Source organism: Paracoccus suum (assembly GCF_003324675.1).
In the GTDB taxonomy this organism is placed as follows: Bacteria; Pseudomonadota; Alphaproteobacteria; order Rhodobacterales; family Rhodobacteraceae; genus Paracoccus; species Paracoccus suum.
Genome location: NZ_CP030918.1, coordinates 469,732 through 487,377, shown reverse-complemented (window position 1 = coordinate 487,377; position 17,646 = coordinate 469,732). Strand labels below are relative to the sequence as shown.

Annotated in this window: 24 protein-coding genes; 8 read left to right on the top strand and 16 right to left on the bottom strand. The window is 69.3% G+C overall.

The features are described 5' to 3' along the window. Positions 1-73 precede the first annotated feature (73 nt). Positions 74-1,222, bottom strand: a complete 1,149-nt coding sequence (locus tag DRW48_RS02365) for an alpha-D-ribose 1-methylphosphonate 5-triphosphate diphosphatase (protein ID WP_114077310.1) — start codon at positions 1,220-1,222, stop codon at positions 74-76. A gap of 80 nt (positions 1,223-1,302) precedes the next feature. Between DRW48_RS02365 and DRW48_RS02360 the strand changes: the two genes are divergently transcribed. Then, on the top strand, positions 1,303-1,983 hold the full coding sequence (locus DRW48_RS02360) for a DUF1045 domain-containing protein (protein WP_114075003.1): 681 nt from the start codon (positions 1,303-1,305) through the stop codon (positions 1,981-1,983). Positions 1,984-1,985: 2 nt separating this feature from the next. On the opposite strand, the gene phnN is transcribed toward DRW48_RS02360, so the two are convergent. The 9 genes from phnN to phnG all read right to left on the bottom strand — a co-directional run bounded on the left by phnN (position 1,986) and on the right by phnG (position 8,571). Further along, entirely contained in the window at positions 1,986-2,534 is a 549-nt protein-coding gene (phnN, locus tag DRW48_RS02355; protein WP_114075002.1) for a phosphonate metabolism protein/1,5-bisphosphokinase (PRPP-forming) PhnN, read from the bottom strand. Positions 2,535-2,542: 8 nt separating this feature from the next. Next, on the bottom strand, positions 2,543-3,229 hold the full coding sequence (gene phnL / locus DRW48_RS02350; RefSeq protein ID WP_114075001.1) for a phosphonate C-P lyase system protein PhnL: 687 nt from the start codon (positions 3,227-3,229) through the stop codon (positions 2,543-2,545). After that, a complete protein-coding gene (locus tag DRW48_RS02345) occupies positions 3,226-4,185 on the bottom strand; it encodes a magnesium transporter CorA family protein (RefSeq protein ID WP_114075000.1) in 960 nt (319 codons plus the stop codon). Before DRW48_RS02345 ends, phnL begins: the two co-directional genes overlap by 4 nt. Before the next feature lie 3 nt (positions 4,186-4,188). After that, entirely contained in the window at positions 4,189-5,010 is an 822-nt protein-coding gene (gene phnK / locus DRW48_RS02340; RefSeq protein ID WP_114074999.1) for a phosphonate C-P lyase system protein PhnK, read from the bottom strand. Beyond that, positions 5,007-5,846 (bottom strand): alpha-D-ribose 1-methylphosphonate 5-phosphate C-P-lyase PhnJ, encoded by an 840-nt coding sequence (locus tag DRW48_RS02335; protein WP_114074998.1) that lies wholly within the window; start codon positions 5,844-5,846, stop codon positions 5,007-5,009. Before DRW48_RS02335 ends, phnK begins: the two co-directional genes overlap by 4 nt. A 61-nt stretch (positions 5,847-5,907) precedes the next feature. Continuing rightward, the gene (locus DRW48_RS02330) at positions 5,908-6,504 is read right to left on the bottom strand and encodes an HAD-IA family hydrolase (RefSeq protein ID WP_114074997.1); all 597 of its coding nucleotides are present in this window, start codon (positions 6,502-6,504) and stop codon (positions 5,908-5,910) included. Next, a complete protein-coding gene (locus DRW48_RS02325) occupies positions 6,501-7,589 on the bottom strand; it encodes a carbon-phosphorus lyase complex subunit (protein ID WP_114074996.1) in 1,089 nt (362 codons plus the stop codon). Before DRW48_RS02325 ends, DRW48_RS02330 begins: the two co-directional genes overlap by 4 nt. Then, on the bottom strand, positions 7,589-8,143 hold the full coding sequence (gene phnH / locus DRW48_RS02320) for a phosphonate C-P lyase system protein PhnH (RefSeq protein ID WP_114074995.1): 555 nt from the start codon (positions 8,141-8,143) through the stop codon (positions 7,589-7,591). The genes DRW48_RS02325 and phnH overlap by 1 nt, the downstream gene beginning before the upstream one ends. Further along, complete coding sequence (gene phnG / locus DRW48_RS02315) at positions 8,140-8,571, bottom strand: phosphonate C-P lyase system protein PhnG (RefSeq protein ID WP_114074994.1); 432 nt, start codon at positions 8,569-8,571, stop codon at positions 8,140-8,142. Before phnG ends, phnH begins: the two co-directional genes overlap by 4 nt. Positions 8,572-8,668: 97 nt before the next feature. On the opposite strand from phnG, the gene phnF reads away from it, so the two are divergent. Continuing rightward, a complete protein-coding gene (gene phnF, locus DRW48_RS02310) occupies positions 8,669-9,433 on the top strand; it encodes a phosphonate metabolism transcriptional regulator PhnF (protein ID WP_241963347.1) in 765 nt (254 codons plus the stop codon). 136 nt (positions 9,434-9,569) lie between these two features. Here the strand turns inward: phnF and DRW48_RS02305 are convergent, their stop codons facing one another. Next, positions 9,570-9,947: a MerR family transcriptional regulator gene (locus DRW48_RS02305; RefSeq protein ID WP_422385757.1), complete on the bottom strand. Its 378-nt coding sequence runs from the start codon at positions 9,945-9,947 to the stop codon at positions 9,570-9,572. A gap of 142 nt (positions 9,948-10,089) precedes the next feature. Between DRW48_RS02305 and DRW48_RS02300 the strand changes: the two genes are divergently transcribed. Genes DRW48_RS02300 through DRW48_RS02290 form a run of 3 tightly spaced genes read left to right on the top strand, consistent with a single transcriptional unit; the run spans position 10,090 to position 12,371 of the window. Next, positions 10,090-10,509, top strand: coding sequence for a PaaI family thioesterase (locus DRW48_RS02300; protein ID WP_114074991.1), 420 nt, complete (start codon positions 10,090-10,092; stop codon positions 10,507-10,509). Next, complete coding sequence (locus DRW48_RS02295) at positions 10,502-11,053, top strand: PaaI family thioesterase (protein ID WP_114074990.1); 552 nt, start codon at positions 10,502-10,504, stop codon at positions 11,051-11,053. The genes DRW48_RS02300 and DRW48_RS02295 overlap by 8 nt, the downstream gene beginning before the upstream one ends. Further along, a complete protein-coding gene (locus DRW48_RS02290; protein ID WP_422385742.1) occupies positions 11,046-12,371 on the top strand; it encodes an MATE family efflux transporter in 1,326 nt (441 codons plus the stop codon). Before DRW48_RS02295 ends, DRW48_RS02290 begins: the two co-directional genes overlap by 8 nt. A gap of 4 nt (positions 12,372-12,375) precedes the next feature. Here the strand turns inward: DRW48_RS02290 and DRW48_RS16065 are convergent, their stop codons facing one another. Further along, positions 12,376-12,810 (bottom strand): DUF4177 domain-containing protein, encoded by a 435-nt coding sequence (locus tag DRW48_RS16065; RefSeq protein WP_199286141.1) that lies wholly within the window; start codon positions 12,808-12,810, stop codon positions 12,376-12,378. 173 nt (positions 12,811-12,983) lie between these two features. Here DRW48_RS16065 and DRW48_RS02280 point away from each other — a divergent pair, with 173 nt between their 5' ends. Genes DRW48_RS02280 through DRW48_RS02270 form a run of 3 tightly spaced genes read left to right on the top strand, consistent with a single transcriptional unit; the run spans position 12,984 to position 14,439 of the window. Continuing rightward, positions 12,984-13,364, top strand: a complete 381-nt coding sequence (locus DRW48_RS02280) for an NADH:ubiquinone oxidoreductase subunit NDUFA12 (protein ID WP_114074989.1) — start codon at positions 12,984-12,986, stop codon at positions 13,362-13,364. Then, on the top strand, positions 13,361-13,942 hold the full coding sequence (locus tag DRW48_RS02275) for an MlaD family protein (RefSeq protein WP_114074988.1): 582 nt from the start codon (positions 13,361-13,363) through the stop codon (positions 13,940-13,942). Before DRW48_RS02280 ends, DRW48_RS02275 begins: the two co-directional genes overlap by 4 nt. Continuing rightward, a complete protein-coding gene (locus DRW48_RS02270; RefSeq protein WP_241963346.1) occupies positions 13,939-14,439 on the top strand; it encodes a DUF2155 domain-containing protein in 501 nt (166 codons plus the stop codon). The genes DRW48_RS02275 and DRW48_RS02270 overlap by 4 nt, the downstream gene beginning before the upstream one ends. Positions 14,440-14,626: 187 nt before the next feature. Here the strand turns inward: DRW48_RS02270 and aat are convergent, their stop codons facing one another. Genes aat through accB form a run of 4 tightly spaced genes read right to left on the bottom strand, consistent with a single transcriptional unit; the run spans position 14,627 to position 17,570 of the window. After that, positions 14,627-15,241 (bottom strand): leucyl/phenylalanyl-tRNA--protein transferase, encoded by a 615-nt coding sequence (gene aat, locus DRW48_RS02265; RefSeq protein ID WP_114074987.1) that lies wholly within the window; start codon positions 15,239-15,241, stop codon positions 14,627-14,629. A 40-nt stretch (positions 15,242-15,281) separates the two neighbouring features. Further along, positions 15,282-15,659, bottom strand: a complete 378-nt coding sequence (locus DRW48_RS02260; RefSeq protein WP_114077307.1) for a VOC family protein — start codon at positions 15,657-15,659, stop codon at positions 15,282-15,284. 32 nt (positions 15,660-15,691) lie between these two features. Continuing rightward, positions 15,692-17,038 carry an acetyl-CoA carboxylase biotin carboxylase subunit gene (gene accC, locus DRW48_RS02255; RefSeq protein WP_114074986.1) on the bottom strand — a complete coding sequence of 449 codons (1,347 nt, stop codon included), beginning with the start codon at positions 17,036-17,038 and terminating at the stop codon, positions 15,692-15,694. A 10-nt stretch (positions 17,039-17,048) separates the two neighbouring features. Further along, complete coding sequence (accB, locus tag DRW48_RS02250) at positions 17,049-17,570, bottom strand: acetyl-CoA carboxylase biotin carboxyl carrier protein (protein WP_114074985.1); 522 nt, start codon at positions 17,568-17,570, stop codon at positions 17,049-17,051. Positions 17,571-17,646 lie beyond the last annotated feature (76 nt).

Genomic DNA, 17,646 nt, shown 5'->3' with positions numbered 1-17,646 from the left:
GACGGCCGGAACTAGCCCCTGCGCGCGCGCCGCGCAAGCACCGTGGCGCCGCCCGCCTTGACGGCGCCCGGCGTCAGGCGACGCGGCGGCCCTGCACCCAGGTTTCACGCAGCACGGCATTGCCGCCCATGCGGCGGAAACGGATCAGGTCGGCACGCATGCCCGGGGCGATGTGTCCGCGATCCGCCAGCCCGGCGGCGGCGGCCGGAGTCGCGGTAACGGTCGCGATCGCGCGCGGCAGATCGTCCCACAGATCGGCCAGCACATTGGCCGAGGTCAGCAGCGCCGAGGGGACGTAATCGCTGCTGATGATGTCCAGCAGGTCGGCCTCGGCCAACTCGCGCGCGGCGACGTTACCGCTGTGGCTGGCACCGCGGATCAGGTTGGGCGCGCCCATGATGGTCTTGATGCCATGCTCGTGGCAGGCGGCGGCAGCCTCGATGGTGGTCGGGAACTCGGCCAGGCGGATGCCGTAGCGGGCCGAGGTCTCGACCTGCTCGGCAGTGGTGTCGTCATGGCTGGCCAGCACTGCCCCAAGGCGCCCGGCCACCGCCACTGCCGCCGCCTCGTGATCGTCGCCAAAGCGGGCCCGCAACTCGTGCAGCCGGGCGATATGGGCGGCGAAGCCGGCGTCATCGACGTTGAACTTGCCCTTCACATATTTTTCCAGTTGCGAGACGTCGCGAAACTGTCGCTGCCCGGGCGTATGGTCCATCAGGCTGATGAGGCCGACGCGGTCACCTTCGTCGAATTCGTCTAGTTCCTCGATCAGGGTCTCGCTGCAGACCTCGGCGCGCAGGTGCAGGAAATGGCTGATCCGCAGCGCCCCGGTGGCCCGCATTGCCAGCAGTTCCGTCGCCAGCGGGCGCGCGTAGCGGGCGTAATCGGTGGTCCGGTCGCCGCTGTTGATAGACCCCACGCGCATCGCGTCGAACACGGTGGTGATGCCGACGCCCGCCAACTCGGCATCATGGGCGATGATTGCCGCCGCATGAGGCCAGTTCACGCCGGGACGCGGCTGCAGATGCTGCTCCAGGTTGTCGGTGTGCAACTCGACGAGGCCGGGTGCGAGGTAGTCGCCGTCCAGATCGAGCGCGCCGGCCGGTACTTCTGCGCCGTCCAGGATCTCGGCGATCGCGCCGTCCTTCAGGCGCAGGCCGCCGCGGCGCGTCTCGCCCGGCAGGATCAGGATGGCATTGGCAAGGATCGCGTCTTGGGTCATCGGGATACTCGGGTTCTGGCTGGTCATCGGTGGGCGTCTGGCGCAGGGACATGTCGTTGATGCAACCCCAGGGGAGGACCATGCAGGGTCTGGCACGATTTGCGGTCTATTACACGGCGCCCGGCGCGCTGGGCGATTTTGGGGCCGCATGGCTGGGTTGGGACGTGGCTGCCGGCCGCGCGGTGCCGCAGCCACGGATTGACGGGCTCGACATGGCAGCGCTGACCGATACCCCGCGCCGCTATGGCTTTCACGCGACGATGAAAGCCCCGTTCCGGCTGGCGGGCGAGCGTGCCGCCCTGGAGGCTGCCTTTGCCAATTTCTGCGCGACCGAGGCAGCCTTCGGCCTTGCCGGCGGCCTGCGACTGGCACGGCTGGGCGGCGGATTCCTGGCGCTGATCCCGACCGCCCGCAGCGCGGCGCTGGCGGGGCTGGAGGCGCGGCTGGTCGCAGCCCTTGACCGCTTTCGCGCGCCCCTGACCCCGGCCGAAATTGCGCGGCGCAATCCCGACCGCCTCAGCCCACGGCAGCGCGATCACCTGCAACGCTGGGGCTATCCCCATGTGATGGAGGATTTCCAGTTCCACATGACGCTGACCGGCAATCTGGACGCGGACACTGCCGCACGCGCCAGCGCCGCGCTCGAGCCTCGCCTCGCACCGCTGCTGGCTGACCCGCAGCCGATCGAGGCGCTGAGCCTGATGGGCGAGGACGCCGAGGGCCGCTTCCACCTGATCCGCCGCTTGCCGCTGTCCGCCTAGGCTCATCGGCCGCGGTCCAGAACGGCCAGCAGCGCCGCCACCGCCGCGCCCAGGTCGCCGGAATTGTCGATCCTGTGAACCGGAACGCCCGGCAATTCGGGCAGGGACAGGTCGGCCCGCGCCAGCCGGGCGCGGATATCGGCGGCGTCCTCGCGTCCGCGCGCAGCCAGCCGGGCGGCCAGCACCTCGGGCGCGGCTTCCAGCGCGATCACTGACAGCGGGGCAAAGGCGCGCGCCGCCTCGGCCAGCATCCCGCGCGAGCCGTTGAAGATGACGGTGCGGCCCGCGCATTGGGCCGCGCGCAGGCTGGCGGGGATGGCATAGCGCAGTCCATGGGCGGCCCAGGTCAGGGCGAACTCGGGCCTCCGGGCGTCGAACTCGGCGTTGCTGACGCCCTCGAAATCCTCGCCGCCCGCCTCGCTCGGGCGGGTAATGACGCGCCGGGCCAGCAGCAGGTCCGGCCGCGCTGCCTTTGCCACCGCGAGCAGCGTATCCTTACCCGCGCCCGACGGCCCGACGAGCGCAAAGGCCCGGGCGGCTGCCTGATCCACGGGCGCTATCACGCCGCTGCGGCTTTGGGCGCGAACCCGGCCACGTCGATGCAACGGTCGCAGACCCGATCGCGGGCGGCCTCGTCGTGAAAGATCCCGAGGATAGCCGCGCCGCGCGCCTTGGCCTCCTCGATCAGCTGCAGCACCTGCTCGCGGTTGGCGGCGTCGAGGCTGGCGGTCGGCTCGTCCAGCAGCAGTGCAGGCGAGGGGTGGATAAAGCCACGGGCGATGTTGACCCGCTGCTGCTCGCCCCCCGAAAAGGTCGTCGGCGACAGCCCCCATAGGCGCTGCGGAATGTTCAGCCGCTGCAGCATAGCAGCGGCGCGGGCCTTTGCCTCGGGCTCGGGCGTGCCCAGGGTCAGGAGGGGCTCGGCCACGACGTCCAGCGTCGGCACGCGCGGCACGACCCGCAGGAACTGGCTGACATAGCCGAGCGTGCCGCGCCGCAGCCGGGTGATGGCGCGGGGGTCGGCCTGTGCGACATCGGTATCGCCGACCATGATGCGGCCGCTGGCGGCGCGGTAGTTGCCCCAGACCATGCGCATCAGCGTCGATTTTCCTGCGCCCGAGGCGCCGATCAGCCCGACGCATTCCCCCGGGGCGATGGTCAGGCTGGCATCCTCCATCACCCGCAGGACCGTGCCGCCCTGATTGTGTAGGGTGAAATCCTTGGCGACATTCTCGATCCGGATCATAACCATTTCTTCCATTTCGCCAGCAGGTAGATCAGCAGCGCCGACAGGGCCATCAGCCCCAGCGCGAAGGGATAGCCAAAGGCCCAATGCAACTCGGGCATGTGGTCGAAGTTCATGCCGTAGATCGAGGCGATCACCGTCGGCGGCAGGAACAGCGCCGCGACCACCGACAGCACGCGAACGGTGTTGTTCTGTTGCAGGTTGATCAGGCCCAACGTCGCATCGACCGTCATGCCGATCCGGTTGCCGAGGAAATCGGCATGAACCTCCAGCGCCTGCACGTCGCGGTTCAGCGTGCGCGACAGGGCGCGCAGCTTTTCGACATCGTCGCGCGCATCGGCGGTGGCGGTGTAAAAGCTCAGCACCCGCTCGATCGAGAGCAACCCCAGGCGCACCCGGGCCATGACCTCGGCCTGCTGGCCGATCTTCATCAGCGCGACGCGCAGGACCGCGTCCTTGGCGCTGCCGCCGCCGTCGAAGACATGCCCGCCGACCAGGTCCAACACCCGTCCGACACCCTCGATCAGGTCGGCGAGGCGCGAGACAGTCTCCTCCATCAGGCCCAGAAAGATGCGATCGGCATTGACCACCCCGGCCGTACCGCGATCGGCCCGGGTCGGGAAGGTGACGAAGGGACGCGGCTCGTGGTGGCGCACTGTGACCAAGCGGTCGAGTGACAGGATGAATGTCACGGGCATCGCCACGATGCGGCCGTCCGGTCCCGCGCCGGGCAGGACCGCGGTCATGTAATCGGTCTCGCCCTCGCGAAAGAGGCGGTTCGAGATCTCGATTTCCTCCATGTCCTCGAGGGTCGGGACGGAAAAGCCCAGGCTGTCGACTGCCGCCACCTCGGCCGGCTGCGGATCGAACATGTCAATCCAGCGCGCGCTGGCCAGCGGCGCGTCCTCGGGCAGGGGCACAAGGCAGTGGTCGCTTGTGGCGTAGGCGTGGATCATGGCTCAGACCTGCAGCACGGATGAGACCAGCAGCTGGGTATAGGGATGCTGGGGATCGTCAAGCACCTGATCGGTCAGCCCGGCTTCGACCACCCGGCCATCCTTCATCACCATCAGCCGGTCGGCCAGCAGCCGCACCACGGCCAGATCATGCGTCACCAACACCGCCGACAGCCCCAGCCGGCGCACCAGCCCGCGCAACAGGTCCAGCAGGCGCGCCTGCACCGACACGTCGAGGCCGCCCGTCGGCTCGTCCATGAACACCAGCCGCGGGCCGGTCACCAGGTTGCGCGCGATCTGCAGCCGCTGCTGCATCCCGCCCGAGAACTGGCGCGGGCGGTCGTCGATCCGGCTGGCGTCGATCTCGACCCGGCCGAGCCAGTCCTCGGCCGTCTCGCGGATATTGCCATAGTGGCGCGCGCCGACGGCCATCAGCCGCTCGCCGACATTGCCGCCGGCGCTGACCGCCATGCGCAGCCCGTCACGGGGGTTCTGGTGGACAAAGGCCCAGTCGGTGCGGCCGAGGCGCCGGCGCTCGACCTCCGGCATCGTGACGGTGTCGCGGCCGTCGAACATCACGCGGCCGGCATCGGGCGCCATGTGCCCGGCAAGACAGGATAGCAGCGTCGACTTGCCCGAGCCGCTTTCGCCGACAATGCCCATGACCTCGCCCGGCCACAGATCGAACGAGACATCCGCGCAGCCGATGCGGCTGCCGTAGGATTTGCCGAGGCCCTCGACCCGCAACAGGGGCGGATCGGCCTCCGCAACGGCGATGACGGAGGCATCGGCGCCGGCAAGGGCAGCGGTCGTGGCATAGCTCATGCGGCATCCTCCTGCCGGGAGGTGCAGAAATCGGTATCCGAGCAGACGAACATCCGCGTGCCGCTGTCGTCGGTGATGACTTCGTCCAGATAGCTGCTGTCCGCGCCGCACAGCGCGCAGCAGCCGCCCGCCTTGGATGCGGTAAAGGGGTGGTCGTCGAAATCGAGGCTGACGACCTCGGTCCACGGCGGCAAGGCGTAGATGCGCTGCTCGCGCCCGGCGCCGAACAGCTGGATCGCCGGCGACATGTGCATCCGGGGGTTGTCGAACCGCGGGATGGGCGAGGGGTCCATCACATGCCGGCCGTTGACCATCACCGGATAGGCGTAGGCGGTCGCAATCTCACCGTGGCGGGCGATATCCTCGTAAAGGCGCACCTGCATCAGCCCGTATTCCGACAGCGCATGCATGCGCCGCGTCTCGACCTCGCGCGGCTCGAGGAAGCGCAGCGGTTCGGGGATCGGCACCTGATAGACCAGCACCTGCCCCTCGCGCAGCGGGGTTTCGGGGATACGGTGGCGGGTCTGGATGACGCTCGCCTCGCCGGTGCGCTCGGTCGTGGCGACGTCGGCGGTGCGCTGGAAGAACTTGCGGATGCTGACCGCATTGGTGGTGTCGTCGGCACCCTGGTCGATGACCTTCAGCACATCCTCGGGTACCAGGCAGGCGGCTGTGACCTGGACCCCGCCGGTGCCCCAGCCATAGGGCATCGGCATCTCGCGGCTGGCAAAGGGTACCTGATAACCCGGCACCGCGAGGCCCTTCAGGATCGCCCGGCGGATCATCCGCTTGGTGTCCTCGTCCAGATAGGCAAAGTTGAAGGCCTGATCGGTCACGACAGGAGCTCCGGCGATTGGGGGCAGGGGGGCTGAATGGTCGGCGCGTGTCTGGCAGGGGTCATAGCAGGCCCCGCGCGGTCAGATCGCGCTCCAGCGCCTCGGGGTCGGTGAACCGCACCGCGTCCATGCCCACCTCGCGTGCCGCCGCGACATTGGCCGCATTGTCGTCGATGAACAGGCAATCGCCCGCCGCCAACCCGTTGCGGTCCAGAAACAGCCGAAAGATCGCCGGGTCGGGCTTGGCCAGTTTCTCACGTCCCGAGATCACGATGTCGCGGAATACCTGGCCCAGCCGGGGATGCAGGCGCAGCGCGTCGGCCCAGGTCTCGGCCGACCAGTTGGTGATCGCGAACAGCGAATGGCGCGGCGCCAGTCGGTCGAGCAGCGCCCATGTGCCAGTAATGGGCGTCTGGATGGTCAGCGCGTGGCGGGCCGCATAGCGCGTCGCGGGCTCGGCCCTCGCGCCGTGCCGGGCGCGCAGATCGTCATGCGCTTCGGCCCAGCTGCGGCCACGATCCTGCTGCAGGTTCCAGTCGTGAAAGCCGATCTCGTCCAGATAGGCCGTCATCTCGGCTGGCGTTGCGAATTCGTCCTCGAATGCAGGCCAGAGGTCCCAGCGGAGCAGCACGTTGCCGATGTCAAAGACGATGTTCATGCCGCGTCCTCCTCGGTGTCCGGGACGCCCGCGCGCAGGCGGCGCACCAGTTCAAGTTCGGCCTGGAAATCGACGTAGTGGGGCAGCTTGATATGCTCCAGAAAGCCGGTCGCCTGGATGTTGTCGCAATGGCTCAGCACGAATTCCTCGTCCTGCGCCGGAGCGCCGACAAAATCCTCGCCAAGTTCGTCCCAGCGCAGGGCGCGGTCTACCAGCGCCATGGCCAGTGCCTTGCGTTCGGTCTGGCCAAAGCTCAGGCCATAGCCGCGGGTGAATTGCGCGGGTTCGGTCCGGCTGCCCTTGAACTGGTTGATGGTCTCGCATTCCGTCATCTCGACCTCGCCGATGCCGACGACCTCGCCGATCTCGGGGACGAACATCTCGATCTCGACCGTGCCGATGCGCAGTTCGCCGACAAAGGCGTGGTTGCGGGCGTAGCCGCGCTGGGTCGAGTAGGCGAGGCCCAACAGGAACCCCTCGTCGCCGCGGGCGAGGGCCTGCAGGCGCAGCGCACGATTGGCCGGCAGCTCCAGCGGGGCGCGGGTCAGGTCGGCGGGCTCGGTGCCCGTGTCGGCGGCGGGTTCGATCATGCCGTCGCGGTCGAGATAACCCAGTACATGCGGTACCGGCTGGGGGTCCGCGTCTGCTGGCTGACCGGGCGCGGGTGGCAGCGCGCCATCGGCCAGCAGGCGGAAATCCAGCAGTCGGTGGGTGTAATCAAAGGTCGGCCCCAGCAGCTGCCCGCCCGGCACGTCCTTGAACGTGGCCGAGACGCGGCGCGCGGCCTGCATGGCGGCAGTGTCGACCGGCTCGGTCGCGCCAAAGCGGGGCAGGGTGGTGCGATAGGCACGGATCAGGAAGACCGCCTCGATCAGATCCCCGCGCGCCTGCTTGATGGCCAGCGCCGCGAGTTGCGGGTCGTAAAGACTGCCCTCGGCCATGACTCGCGCGACGCCCAGCGACAGCTGGTCCGCGATGGCATCCGTGTCGATGGCCGGCCGGTCGGTAGGCCCGCGGCGCGCGTCGGCCAGCCAGTCATGGGCGGCCTCGATCGCGCGCTCACCGCCTTTGGCTGCGACATACATCAGCGCACCTCGGTCGAGCGGGGCAGCCCGCAGATGCGGGTGCCGGTGGTCAGGACCGCGTCCCAGCCCAGCGGATAGCGGGCGTGGTTGGCGGCAAAGGCGGCCGGGTCGGGCAGCCCAATGGTCAGCGCCTCGCGGATGCCGGGGCCGGTCAGGCGGGTGCTTCCGTCAAAGCCCGGCACTTCGATGATCAGCGTCGCGCTGCGGTCGGGATAGTCGGGCGTGCCGATGGCAAAGCGGTCGGAGGGTTGGAGGGTCGCCCAGGTGCCGAGGGCGAAATGCGCCTCCTCGGCCACGACCAGCGGCGCGCCGGTATGGAACGCCAACCAGGCGCGAAGGTCTGCATTATCATGCGACGGTGCGAGGTGGACCGGCGTGCCGCGGTCGGTCAGCGTCAGCAGCACGGCACTGGCCGCGGGCGACAGCGGCGCGGGGGCCGGGGGACCGGCGAGATCGTGGATCGTGCCGGGGCGGGCCAGCGCCTCCATGATCGCGCGAAAGGCGCGGGCGGCGTCATGGGCGGGGTGGGCGAAGCCGGGTGCCAGCGCGCTCATGCGTCTTCTCCGCGGACGAGGGTAAAGAACTCGACCTTGGTGGCCGCGGCGCGGGCGGCGCGGGCGGCCCGGCGCTGCTCCTCCTCGGCGGCGAGGGCGGCCAGGATCGGCTCGGCGCCAGTGCCGAGCGCGTCGAGGATCGCCGCGCGCAGCGCATGGCCGCGGTCGCGACCCTGGACATAGCCGTGGCCGACCGCGCCATCCGCCAGCCGGACCGAGGCGCGGGTCACGGTCACCTCGCCCAGGTTGAAGGCATCCCCCGTCCCTCCCATGCGGCCCCGCACCATGGCGGTCCCGATCTCGGGCGCGCGCAGGATTTCGTGGTCAGGCAACTGCGGCATCAGCGCCGCCAGCCGCGCGGCCGGGGCGCGGGCGGCGAGACCTGCGCGGGCGCCGCGGCTGGCAGGGGGGGTGCAGGAAGATTGCATGGAGGTGCAGATTCCTATAGAACCGGGTATCTATACAACTAGACAACTTTTATCCCCACACGAGGCCCACGTCCAGATGGCGAAAGGTGAAATTTCAGTGACGCCTGATGGCGGCGATTTCGTTGATGATTCCAACAAGACCGGCCTTGCTGCCAAAGGCGGCGTGGCCATCTGGCAGGCCATCGCCGAATCGCTGCGCGCCGACATCGCCGCCGGGCGCTTCCCGGCGGGGCAGCGGCTGCCCTCGGCCGAGGTTCTGGCAGCGCGATTCGGGGTGCATCGTCATACGGTGCGCCAGGCCATCGCTGCCCTGACGGCCGAGGGGCTGACCTATTCCCGCCGCGGCGCGGGCGTGCTGGTGACGGCAGTTCCGGTCGACTATCCGCTGGGCGGGCGGGTCAGCTTTCGCCGCAACCTGGCTCTCGCCGGGCGCCTGCCGGGCAGGCGCATCGCCGCCATTGTCACCCGTCCCGCCGACCCGCGCGAGGCCGAGGCACTGGGCCTGGCCCCTGGCGCCTTGGTCCATGTCGCCAATGGCGCGTCGCTGGCCGATGGCGCGCCGATTGCGCTTTTCCAGTCGGCATTCCCGGCCGAGGCGCTGCCCGACTTGCCGCAGGCCCTGTGGCGCGAGGGTTCTGTCAGCGCCGCGTTTGCCGCATGCGGCATTCCCGACTGGCGGCGCGCCTCGACCCGGATCGCGGCCGAGTTGGCGGATGCAGCGCAGGCGGCGCAACTGGGCCTGCCTTCCGGTGCGCCCCTGCTACGGACCGACGCTATCAACATCGATCACCGTGACCGTCCGATCGAATATGGCCGCAGTTGGTTTGCCGGCCCGCGGGTAGTTCTGACGGTCGGGGGCTGAGGGGGGTGGCGGCCCGCCGCCTATGCGCCGCCGACTGTCACGGCGCCGTCACCGCATGTCGCCACGGTCCGGCCGTAGGTAACGAGTAGCGTTGTTTCGGCGTGGGCGCCCCCTGGCGTCCGCGCCTGCGCCCGTCCTAGGCCATCTTGTCCAACAGCCGCGCCGATTCGTCGCGAAGCGACGCCAGTTCGTCGCGCGATGCCTGCAGTTCGGCGATCTGGCCGTCCAGCACGCTCAACTGCCCGTCCGCAAGTTCCAGCCAGACCTGGTACTGCTCGCGCGTGCCCTTCTCGCCATAGATGCCCAACCACTGGCGAATCTGCTCCAAGCTGAAGCCGAACCGGCGGCCGCGCAGGATCAGCGTCATGCGCGCCACCTCGCGCGGGCTGTAGTAGCGGGCCCGGCCCTCTTTACGGGGGCTGAGCAGTTCGATGTACTCGTAATAGCGCAGTGTGCGCGGGGTCACGTCGAACCGGCTGCACATTTCCTTGAAGGTCAGTTCGGGCGCTTCGATCATCGGCTCGTCCCGCAAGGAGGATTTACGCCACGGTAGTGCGGCTGGCCGCCGATCTCAACCGCGACGGGTCCGGTAGCTCGGCTTGCGCCGCGCCGCAGGTCCGGTAAGCGTGGCGCGGGCAATGCGGAGGATCAGACGCATGGATGACGAGACGAGGGTCCGCGTGGCCCGGCAGTTCATCGAGGCGATCCCGCTGGCGCAGGCTCTGGGCATGCGGCTGGTGAACATCGGTGCCGGCGAGGCCGAGATCGCGATGGACTGGGACCCGCGCTTCGTCGGCGATCCGGCCAGCGGGGTGATTCACGGCGGCGTCGTCTCGGCCCTGCTGGACACCGCCTGCGGCGCAGCAGTGATGAGCGATCCTGCCCAGCCGGGCAGCACCGCGACACTTGATCTGCGGATCGATTACATGCGGGGCGCGGCGCCGGGACAGGGCCTGCGGGCCAAGGCAATCAGCTATCACGTCACTCGCAGCGTCGTGTTCGTGCGCGCTACCGCCCATGACGACGACGAGGCGCGGCCGGTGGCCACCGCAGCGGGGGCGTTCACGAATGGCTGAGGTCGAAAAGAAGACTGAGCCTGCCGCGGCTGATGCACCCGGCCCGCGCAACGAGCCGCTGGCGCAGATCAAGTCGCGCCGCGATGGCGTGCTGCAATCGATGGTCGAATCGATTCCCTACCTGCAATTCCTCGGCATCCGCTTTGACCGGCGCGGGGACGAATTGACGGCGGTCATGCCGTTCGATCCCAAGCTGATTGGCAACCCGCTGCTGCCGGCGCTGCATGGCGGCGCCACCGCCGCGTTCCTGGAGACCGCGGCCATTGTCGAACTGGCCTGGAGCCTGCTCTGGGACGAAATGGAAAGCGCGCCGCGCGCCGCCGATGCCGCGATCGGGGACCGCCTGCACCGGCTGCCCAAGACCATCGACCTTACCGTCGATTACCTGCGTTCCGGCCTGCCGCGCGATGCCTATGCGCGGGCGCGTGTGGTGCGTTCGGGGCGGCGCTATGCCAGCGTTCAGGTCGAGGCATGGCAGGATAACCGCGCCAAGCTGCTGGCGCAGGCGACCGGGCATTTCCTGCTGCCGCAACGCCGTGACTGAGGCGACGGCCACCGTGCCCATGCCCCTGACGAACCGCCGCGTGCTGGCGGTGGCGGTGCCGATCGTGCTGTCGAACGCGACCATCCCGCTGCTGGGTGTGGTGGATACCGGCGTCATCGGCCAACTTGGCTCGGCCGCGCCCATCGGGGCTGTCGGCATGGGCGCGGTGATTCTCGCCTCGATCTACTGGGTTTTCAGTTTTCTGCGCATGGGCACCACCGGGCTGGTGGCGCAGGCTCATGGTGCGGGGCGCAACACCGGCGTTCACCTGATGCGGGCGCTGGTGATCGGGCTGGGGGCGGGCGCCTTGTTCATCGCAACGCAGTGGCTGTGGATGCGCGCCGCCTTCGCGCTGTCACCAGCTTCGCCTGAGGTAGAGGCGCTGGCCCGCCAGTATCTGCAGATCCGCATCTGGGGCGCCCCGGCGACGATTGCGCTGTACGCGGTAAACGGCTGGCTGATCGGGGCCGAGCGGACGCGCGCCGTCATGGTCCTGCAATTGGTCATTACCGTGACCAATATCGTGCTGGCCCTGTGGTTCGTCCTCGGCCTGGCCTGGGGCGTGCCCGGGGTGGCGGCGGCGACGCTGGTCGCCGAATGGGCCGGTCTGGCACTGGGCCTGTGGCTGGCGCGCCATGCCATCGTGCCGGCGCTGCGCCGGGCCGATCTGTTTGCGCGCGACCAGATGGTGCGGTTTGCGCGGGTCAACAGCGACATCATGGTCCGCTCGATCCTGCTGCAGGGGGCGGTCACCGCGTTCATGTTCCTTGGCGCGGGGCTTGGCGATGTCACGCTGGCGGCCAACCAGGTGTTGCTGCAATTCCTGCAGATCACGGCCTATGCGCTGGACGGTTTTGCCTTCGCGGCCGAGACGCTGGTCGGGCAGGCGGTGGGCGCGGGGCGGCCGGCGTCGGTGCGCCGCGCGGCGGTGCTGACCTCGCAATGGGCGCTGGCTGGCGCGGCGCTGCTGGCGGTTGCCTTCTGGGTCGGCGGCGGGCCGATCATCGACCTGCTGACCGTCGCCCCCGACGTCCGCGGCGCGGCGCGCGAATATTTGCCCTGGCTCGCCGCCGTGCCGCTGGTCGGGGTCGCGGCGTGGATGCTGGACGGTGTTTTCATCGGCGCCACGCTGACCGCCGAGATGCGCCGCGCGATGATGGCGGCGGTCGGCCTCTATGTGGTGGCGGTGGTGGTACTGATGCCGGTCATGGGCAATCACGGGCTCTGGGCGGCGCTGACCATCCTGAACCTTACGCGGGCAGTGATGATGTACCGCCTTTATCCCGCAGCCGAGCGGGCCGCGCTGGCGAACGCCTGACCCGTCAGCCCTGCGGGTCGGCCTCCACGGGCGCAGGCGGCCGGACCGGAGTGGGAGCCGGCGCAGGGGCCGAAGTTGGCGCGGCCGGGAACTCGGCCGGGGTTTCCTGGCGCGCCGGTGTCACGGGCGGCACGGGCGGCAGGGGAGCGGGGGTCGTGACTGGCGGCCGGGCCGCGGGCGTGACGACCTCAAGCGCGGGCGCGGCACGAACACCGCGGCGAAAAATCAGCAGGTTGTGCCAGACGGTCGTGCGCCCGGTCAGGCCGCTACGCTCCTCCGAGGGCAGGGTCTCGGCACGGACATATTCCCAGCCGCGCTCCGCCATGTCATTCAGCACTGCCGTTAGCGACTGGGCGAAGCGGTCGCCCGGCGTCTTGGCGCCGCGGACCTTGTCGCCGCGCTGGGGGGCGGGGATGGCGGTGTATTCGTATCGGCTCATCCGGCGGCTCCGTTCGGGTGGCTGGGGGCGGGTGTAGCAAGGCCGGGCCCCGCGCGCCAGACGCGCGCGCCCGGCCGGCGCCCCGCCAGCAAAGCCGTGCCACTGGACCTGCGCACCCCTTTGCGCGATACAGCGGACCAACACTGACCCGCCGCCATCCAGGGGATGCCGCCATGAGTTTTTGGACCCGCGTTTTCGGCTGGTGGGACCGCCAGACCCTGAACACCCGGCTGTGGACCTGGCGCCATGGCGAACGGGTCGGCGAGGATTCCTCGGGCAACGTCTATTACCAGACCGCCGGCGGCAAGCGTCGCTGGGTGATCTACCAGGGCGAGGCCGAGGCGAGCATGGTCCCGGCCGAGTGGCACGGCTGGCTGCACCACACCTACGCGCTGCCCCCGACCCGCGATCCGCTGCCGCGCAAGGATTGGGAAAAGCCGCTGCTGTCGAATCTGACCGGCACGCCCGGGGCCTATTACCCGCCCGGCTCGATCATGAATGCCGTGCCGCTGCCGCGCAGCGATTACGTCGCCTGGTCGCCGGATCAGCAATGACTGACACACCGCGCGCCGAACTGATCGCGGGGGCGGTTGTGCTGGCCGTCGCGGCTGGCTTTCTGGCGTGGTCGACGATGCGCGGCGGCGCGGCGGCCACCGGCAGCTATGTCCTGCGCGCGGCCTTTCCCAATATCGAGGGGGTCGAGGTCGGCACCGACGTGCGCCTGGCCGGGGTGCCGATCGGCCGCGTGACCGGCATCCGCCTGAACCCCGAGACCTACTATGCCGAGGCGACGCTGTCGGTACCCAACAGCGTCAAGCTGGCGGTCGATAGTGCGGCGCTGATCCAGCAGAACGGCTTGCTGGGCGGCGGTTATCTCGAGTTGCAACCCGGCGGCAGCCCCGACTTGCTGGCCCCGGGCGACGAGATCGAGGACGTGCAGGGCAGCGTCAGCCTGCTGTCGCTGATGATGAAATTCGTGGACAGCAAGGGTGCGCCGGCTCCGGAAGGAGCGGCCCCCGCAGGCGCGGCCCCTCCGCCTGCGGCGGCCGCCCCCGCGACCTCTGCGCCTGCAGAAGTGACCCCCACATCGGGTCCGTCCGATGCCACCCCCGCCCCGGTGCCGGCACAGTGACCCGGGCGTGGCTGATCGTGGCAGCGATGGCGGTACTGCTGCCGCTGCCAGCCCTCGCGCAAGACGACAATCCGCCCGCACCGGCGCCGCCGTCAGGCGCGGCGCGGTCCGATGCCGCGTTGCTGCGCGGGCTCGACAAGATCACCGGTACGACCCGCGACATGCCGTTGAAGGTGGGGGAGGCGACCAATTTTGGCCGTCTCGAAGTGCGCCTGGGCGAGTGCCGCTATCCCGCAGACGATCCCGATTCGGACGCCTTTGCCGAACTGACGATCACTGACAGCATCCGCAAGCAGACCGTATTCGCCGGGTGGATGATCGCCTCGTCCCCGGCCCTCTCGGCCCTCGACGACGCGCGCTATGATATCTGGGTGGTCAACTGCGTAACAGGCAAAGCACCGCTGCAGTTCGAGCCGGACCCGGTGCCGCCGGAAGACGGCGAGACTGCCGCGGATGCCGAAGCAGACCTTGGCGAAACCGCGCCGATCCAGCCCTGATCGGGCCGCCTGCGCTGCATATCGGGCGCGCGAGCAACTCAGTCGTGACGCGAGCGAGGCCGGCGACCGTCCATACTTCCCGGCGGCGTCTCGCGTCTCTTGTCGGGGCTCTGGCGGCGGCAGTTCGGCGCCGAACAGGGCAACGCCGCGGCCGCGCAGCCGTGATCGCAGCTGCCTGCGAGCCCTCCTAGCCGCGGGCCAGCAAATCGCCGGCGTCCGGCAATGGCCCAGCCAGCCGGGCCTCCGCCAGGATCGCCGTGGCGAGGCGGCGGTGATAGGCGGCGCGGCTGATCTCCACCCCGCCGAGGCTGGCGAGGTGCGGCGTCAGGAACTGGGTGTCGAACAGCTTGAAGCCGCAGTCCTGCAACTGCACCGACAGCCAGTGCAGCGCCAGTTTCGAGCCGTTGGTCCGGGTGGAAAACATGCTCTCGCCAAAGAACGCCCCGCCGAGGCTGACCCCGAACACCCCGCCGGCGAGGGCGCCGTCCTGCCAGACCTCGACCGAATGTGCCCGCCCGGCCGCGTGCAACTGGGCATAAAGGCGGTGCAGGGGGGCGTTGATCCAGGTCTCGGGCCGGGCGGCGCAGGCCTTCACGGTGCCGGCGAAATCGGCGTTCAGCGTCGCGCGCCACCCGCCGCGCGCGAGACTGCGACGGGTCGAGCGGGACAGGTGGATGCCCCCGACCGGCAGCACACCACGCCACGGCGGGTCGACCCAGTAGAGTTCGGGATCGTCGGCCCGATCGGCCATGGGAAATACACCCGAGGCATACCCCGCCAGCAGTTGCGCGGGGCTCAGCATGCAGGGGACTCGGAGGGACTGTGGCAGGATCTGACGCGCCTCAGTCCCGGGTCTGGGTCGAGATCCACCATGTGGTGCCATTCCCGTCCGCGACTCCGCCGCGCAGATCGCCCTCATCGTCCTGGGTCGGCGGCTTGACCACCTCGCCGCCGGCGGCAAGTGCCCGCTCGTAGGCGGCCAGCACGTCGGGGACATAGATGTGGACGTGGCTCGGCACCGCCTCGGGCATCTCGCCCATCATGACGACGCCACTGCCAATGCGCGCCTCGGCATGCATCAGCCCCTTGCCGCCCTGCCGGGGCATGACGCGCAGGCGCGTCGCCCCGAAGGCACGTTCCAGAAAGGCCAGGGTGCGCTCGGCGTCACTGACGATCAGATAGGGGCTGACCTCGGGGTAGCCGTCCGGTTTCCAGGCCATCGTGATCATCCTCGGGTTGCGGCAGGACCGCCTCAGGCCAGGTTCTGCGCCAGCCAGCGCTCCAGCCAGTGGATCGAATAATCGCCGCGCTGGATGTCGGGCTCTTCAAGCAGCGCGCGGAACAGCGGCACGGTGGTATCGACGCCATCGACGATCAACTCGCCCAGCGCACGGCTGAGGCGGGCGATCGCCTCGGGGCGGTCGCGGCCGTGGACGATCAGCTTGCCGATCAGGCTGTCGTAATAGGGCGGGATCTTGTAGCCGTCGTAAATCGCGCTGTCGATCCGCACGCCGAGGCCGCCGGGCGCGTGATATTGGGTGATCCGGCCCGGCGAGGGCGCGAAATTGGGCAGCTTCTCGGCGTTGATCCGGACCTCGATGGCGTGGCCGCGCGGGACCAGGTCGGCCTGCGCGAAGGACATCGGCTCGCCGGCCGCGACGCGGATCTGCTCGCGCACCAGATCGACGCCATAGACCGCCTCGGTCACCGGATGCTCGACCTGCAGGCGGGTGTTCATCTCGATGAAATAGAACTCGCCGTCTTCGAACAGGAACTCGATGGTGCCGGCGCCGCGGTAGTTCAGCTTGGCCATGGCCTCGGCGCAGATGCCGCCGATGCGCGCGCGCTCCTCGGCGGTGATGACCGGGCCGGGCGCTTCCTCCAGTACCTTCTGGTGACGTCGCTGCAGTGAGCAGTCGCGCTCGCCCAGATGGACGGCGCGGCCGTTGCCGTCGCCAAAGACCTGCACTTCGATGTGGCGCGGGCGCTGGAGGTATTTCTCCATGTAGACTTCGGGGTTGCCGAAGGCGGCCTTGGCCTCGGAGCGTGCGGTGCGGAACGCGACCTCCAACTCACCGGCGTTATGCGCGACCTTCATGCCGCGCCCGCCGCCGCCAGCCGTGGCCTTGATGATGACCGGGTAGCCGATTTCCGCGGCGGTGCGCAGCGCGGTCTCGACATCGGCGACGCCGCCGTCGCTGCCGGGCACGACCGGGATGCCCAGGGACTTGGCGGTTTCCTTGGCGGTGATCTTGTCGCCCATCAGCCGGATATGTTCGGCCGAGGGACCGATGAAGGTGATGCCGTGATCCTCGAGCACCTGAACGAAGGCCGCGTTCTCGGACAAAAAGCCGTAGCCGGGGTGGATCGCCTGCGCGCCAGTGATCTCGCAGGCCGAGACGATGGCCGGGATCGACAGGTAGCTGTCGGTCGAGGGCGGCGGCCCGATGCAGACGGATTCGTCGGCCATGCGCACATGCATCGCGTCGCTGTCGGCGGTCGAATGGACCGCAACAGATGCGATCCCCATCTCGCGGCAGGCACGCACGACGCGCAGCGCGATTTCGCCCCGGTTGGCGATCAGGATCTTGTCGAACATCGGCCCTGCCTCACTCGACGATCATCAGGGGCGTGCCGAACTCGACCGGGGTGCCGTCCTCGACCAGGATGCGCTTGACGATGCCGGCGCGCGGGGCCGGGATGTGGTTCATCGTCTTCATCGCCTCGATGATCATCAGCGTGTCGCCCTCGGCCACCTGTTGGCCGACGGTGACGAACACCGAGGCCCCAGGCTCGGGCGAGAGATAGGCCGTGCCGACCATGGGCGAGGGCACCGCGCCCGGCAGCGAGGCCGGATCGGAGGATGCCTCGATGGCGGCGGGCGCGGAGAGCGGCGCCGGGGCGTAACCGCCCATCGGCGTCGGCATCTGCTGCATCATCGGCGCCTGAACCAGGACCTGTCCCGCCTGCTTGACGACGCGCACGGTCAGGCGGTCGTTTTCGCCGTATTCGCGGTCGACCTTCAGTTCGGTCAACTCGTTGCTGTTCAAAAGCTGGGCCAGCGACTGGATGAAGGCCACGTCGGCCTCGTGCTGGCGGCCGGCCTTCGGGGTTCCGGTGTCGTCGGTCATATGCCCTCTGCCCTTGTGGCAAGCCGCATTCGGGGCGGCCCGTTGCGCCGCTTTATAGTCCGGAATCTGCCATGAG

Bases quoted from the DNA above. Each gene is read 5' to 3' on its own strand.
- phnL (WP_114075001.1), bottom strand. From the start codon at position 3,229: ATGATCCGGATCGAGAATGTCGCCAAGGATTTCACCCTACACAATCAG.
- phnK (WP_114074999.1), bottom strand. From the start codon at position 5,010: ATGAGCTATGCCACGACCGCTGCCCTTGCCGGCGCCGATGCCTCCGTC.
- DRW48_RS02365 (WP_114077310.1), bottom strand. From the start codon at position 1,222: ATGACCCAAGACGCGATCCTTGCCAATGCCATCCTGATCCTGCCGGGC.
- DRW48_RS16065 (WP_199286141.1), bottom strand. From the start codon at position 12,810: ATGAGCCGATACGAATACACCGCCATCCCCGCCCCCCAGCGCGGCGAC.
- phnH (WP_114074995.1), bottom strand. From the start codon at position 8,143: ATGAGCGCGCTGGCACCCGGCTTCGCCCACCCCGCCCATGACGCCGCC.
- DRW48_RS02345 (WP_114075000.1), bottom strand. From the start codon at position 4,185: ATGATCCACGCCTACGCCACAAGCGACCACTGCCTTGTGCCCCTGCCC.
- DRW48_RS02330 (WP_114074997.1), bottom strand. From the start codon at position 6,504: ATGAACATCGTCTTTGACATCGGCAACGTGCTGCTCCGCTGGGACCTC.
- DRW48_RS02300 (WP_114074991.1), top strand. From the start codon at position 10,090: ATGGATGACGAGACGAGGGTCCGCGTGGCCCGGCAGTTCATCGAGGCG.
- accB (WP_114074985.1), bottom strand. From the start codon at position 17,570: ATGACCGACGACACCGGAACCCCGAAGGCCGGCCGCCAGCACGAGGCC.
- DRW48_RS02295 (WP_114074990.1), top strand. From the start codon at position 10,502: ATGGCTGAGGTCGAAAAGAAGACTGAGCCTGCCGCGGCTGATGCACCC.
- DRW48_RS02360 (WP_114075003.1), top strand. From the start codon at position 1,303: ATGCAGGGTCTGGCACGATTTGCGGTCTATTACACGGCGCCCGGCGCG.
- accC (WP_114074986.1), bottom strand. From the start codon at position 17,038: ATGTTCGACAAGATCCTGATCGCCAACCGGGGCGAAATCGCGCTGCGC.
- phnG (WP_114074994.1), bottom strand. From the start codon at position 8,571: ATGCAATCTTCCTGCACCCCCCCTGCCAGCCGCGGCGCCCGCGCAGGT.
- DRW48_RS02260 (WP_114077307.1), bottom strand. From the start codon at position 15,659: ATGGCCTGGAAACCGGACGGCTACCCCGAGGTCAGCCCCTATCTGATC.
- DRW48_RS02275 (WP_114074988.1), top strand. From the start codon at position 13,361: ATGACTGACACACCGCGCGCCGAACTGATCGCGGGGGCGGTTGTGCTG.
- aat (WP_114074987.1), bottom strand. From the start codon at position 15,241: ATGCTGAGCCCCGCGCAACTGCTGGCGGGGTATGCCTCGGGTGTATTT.
- DRW48_RS02280 (WP_114074989.1), top strand. From the start codon at position 12,984: ATGAGTTTTTGGACCCGCGTTTTCGGCTGGTGGGACCGCCAGACCCTG.
- DRW48_RS02325 (WP_114074996.1), bottom strand. From the start codon at position 7,589: ATGTATGTCGCAGCCAAAGGCGGTGAGCGCGCGATCGAGGCCGCCCAT.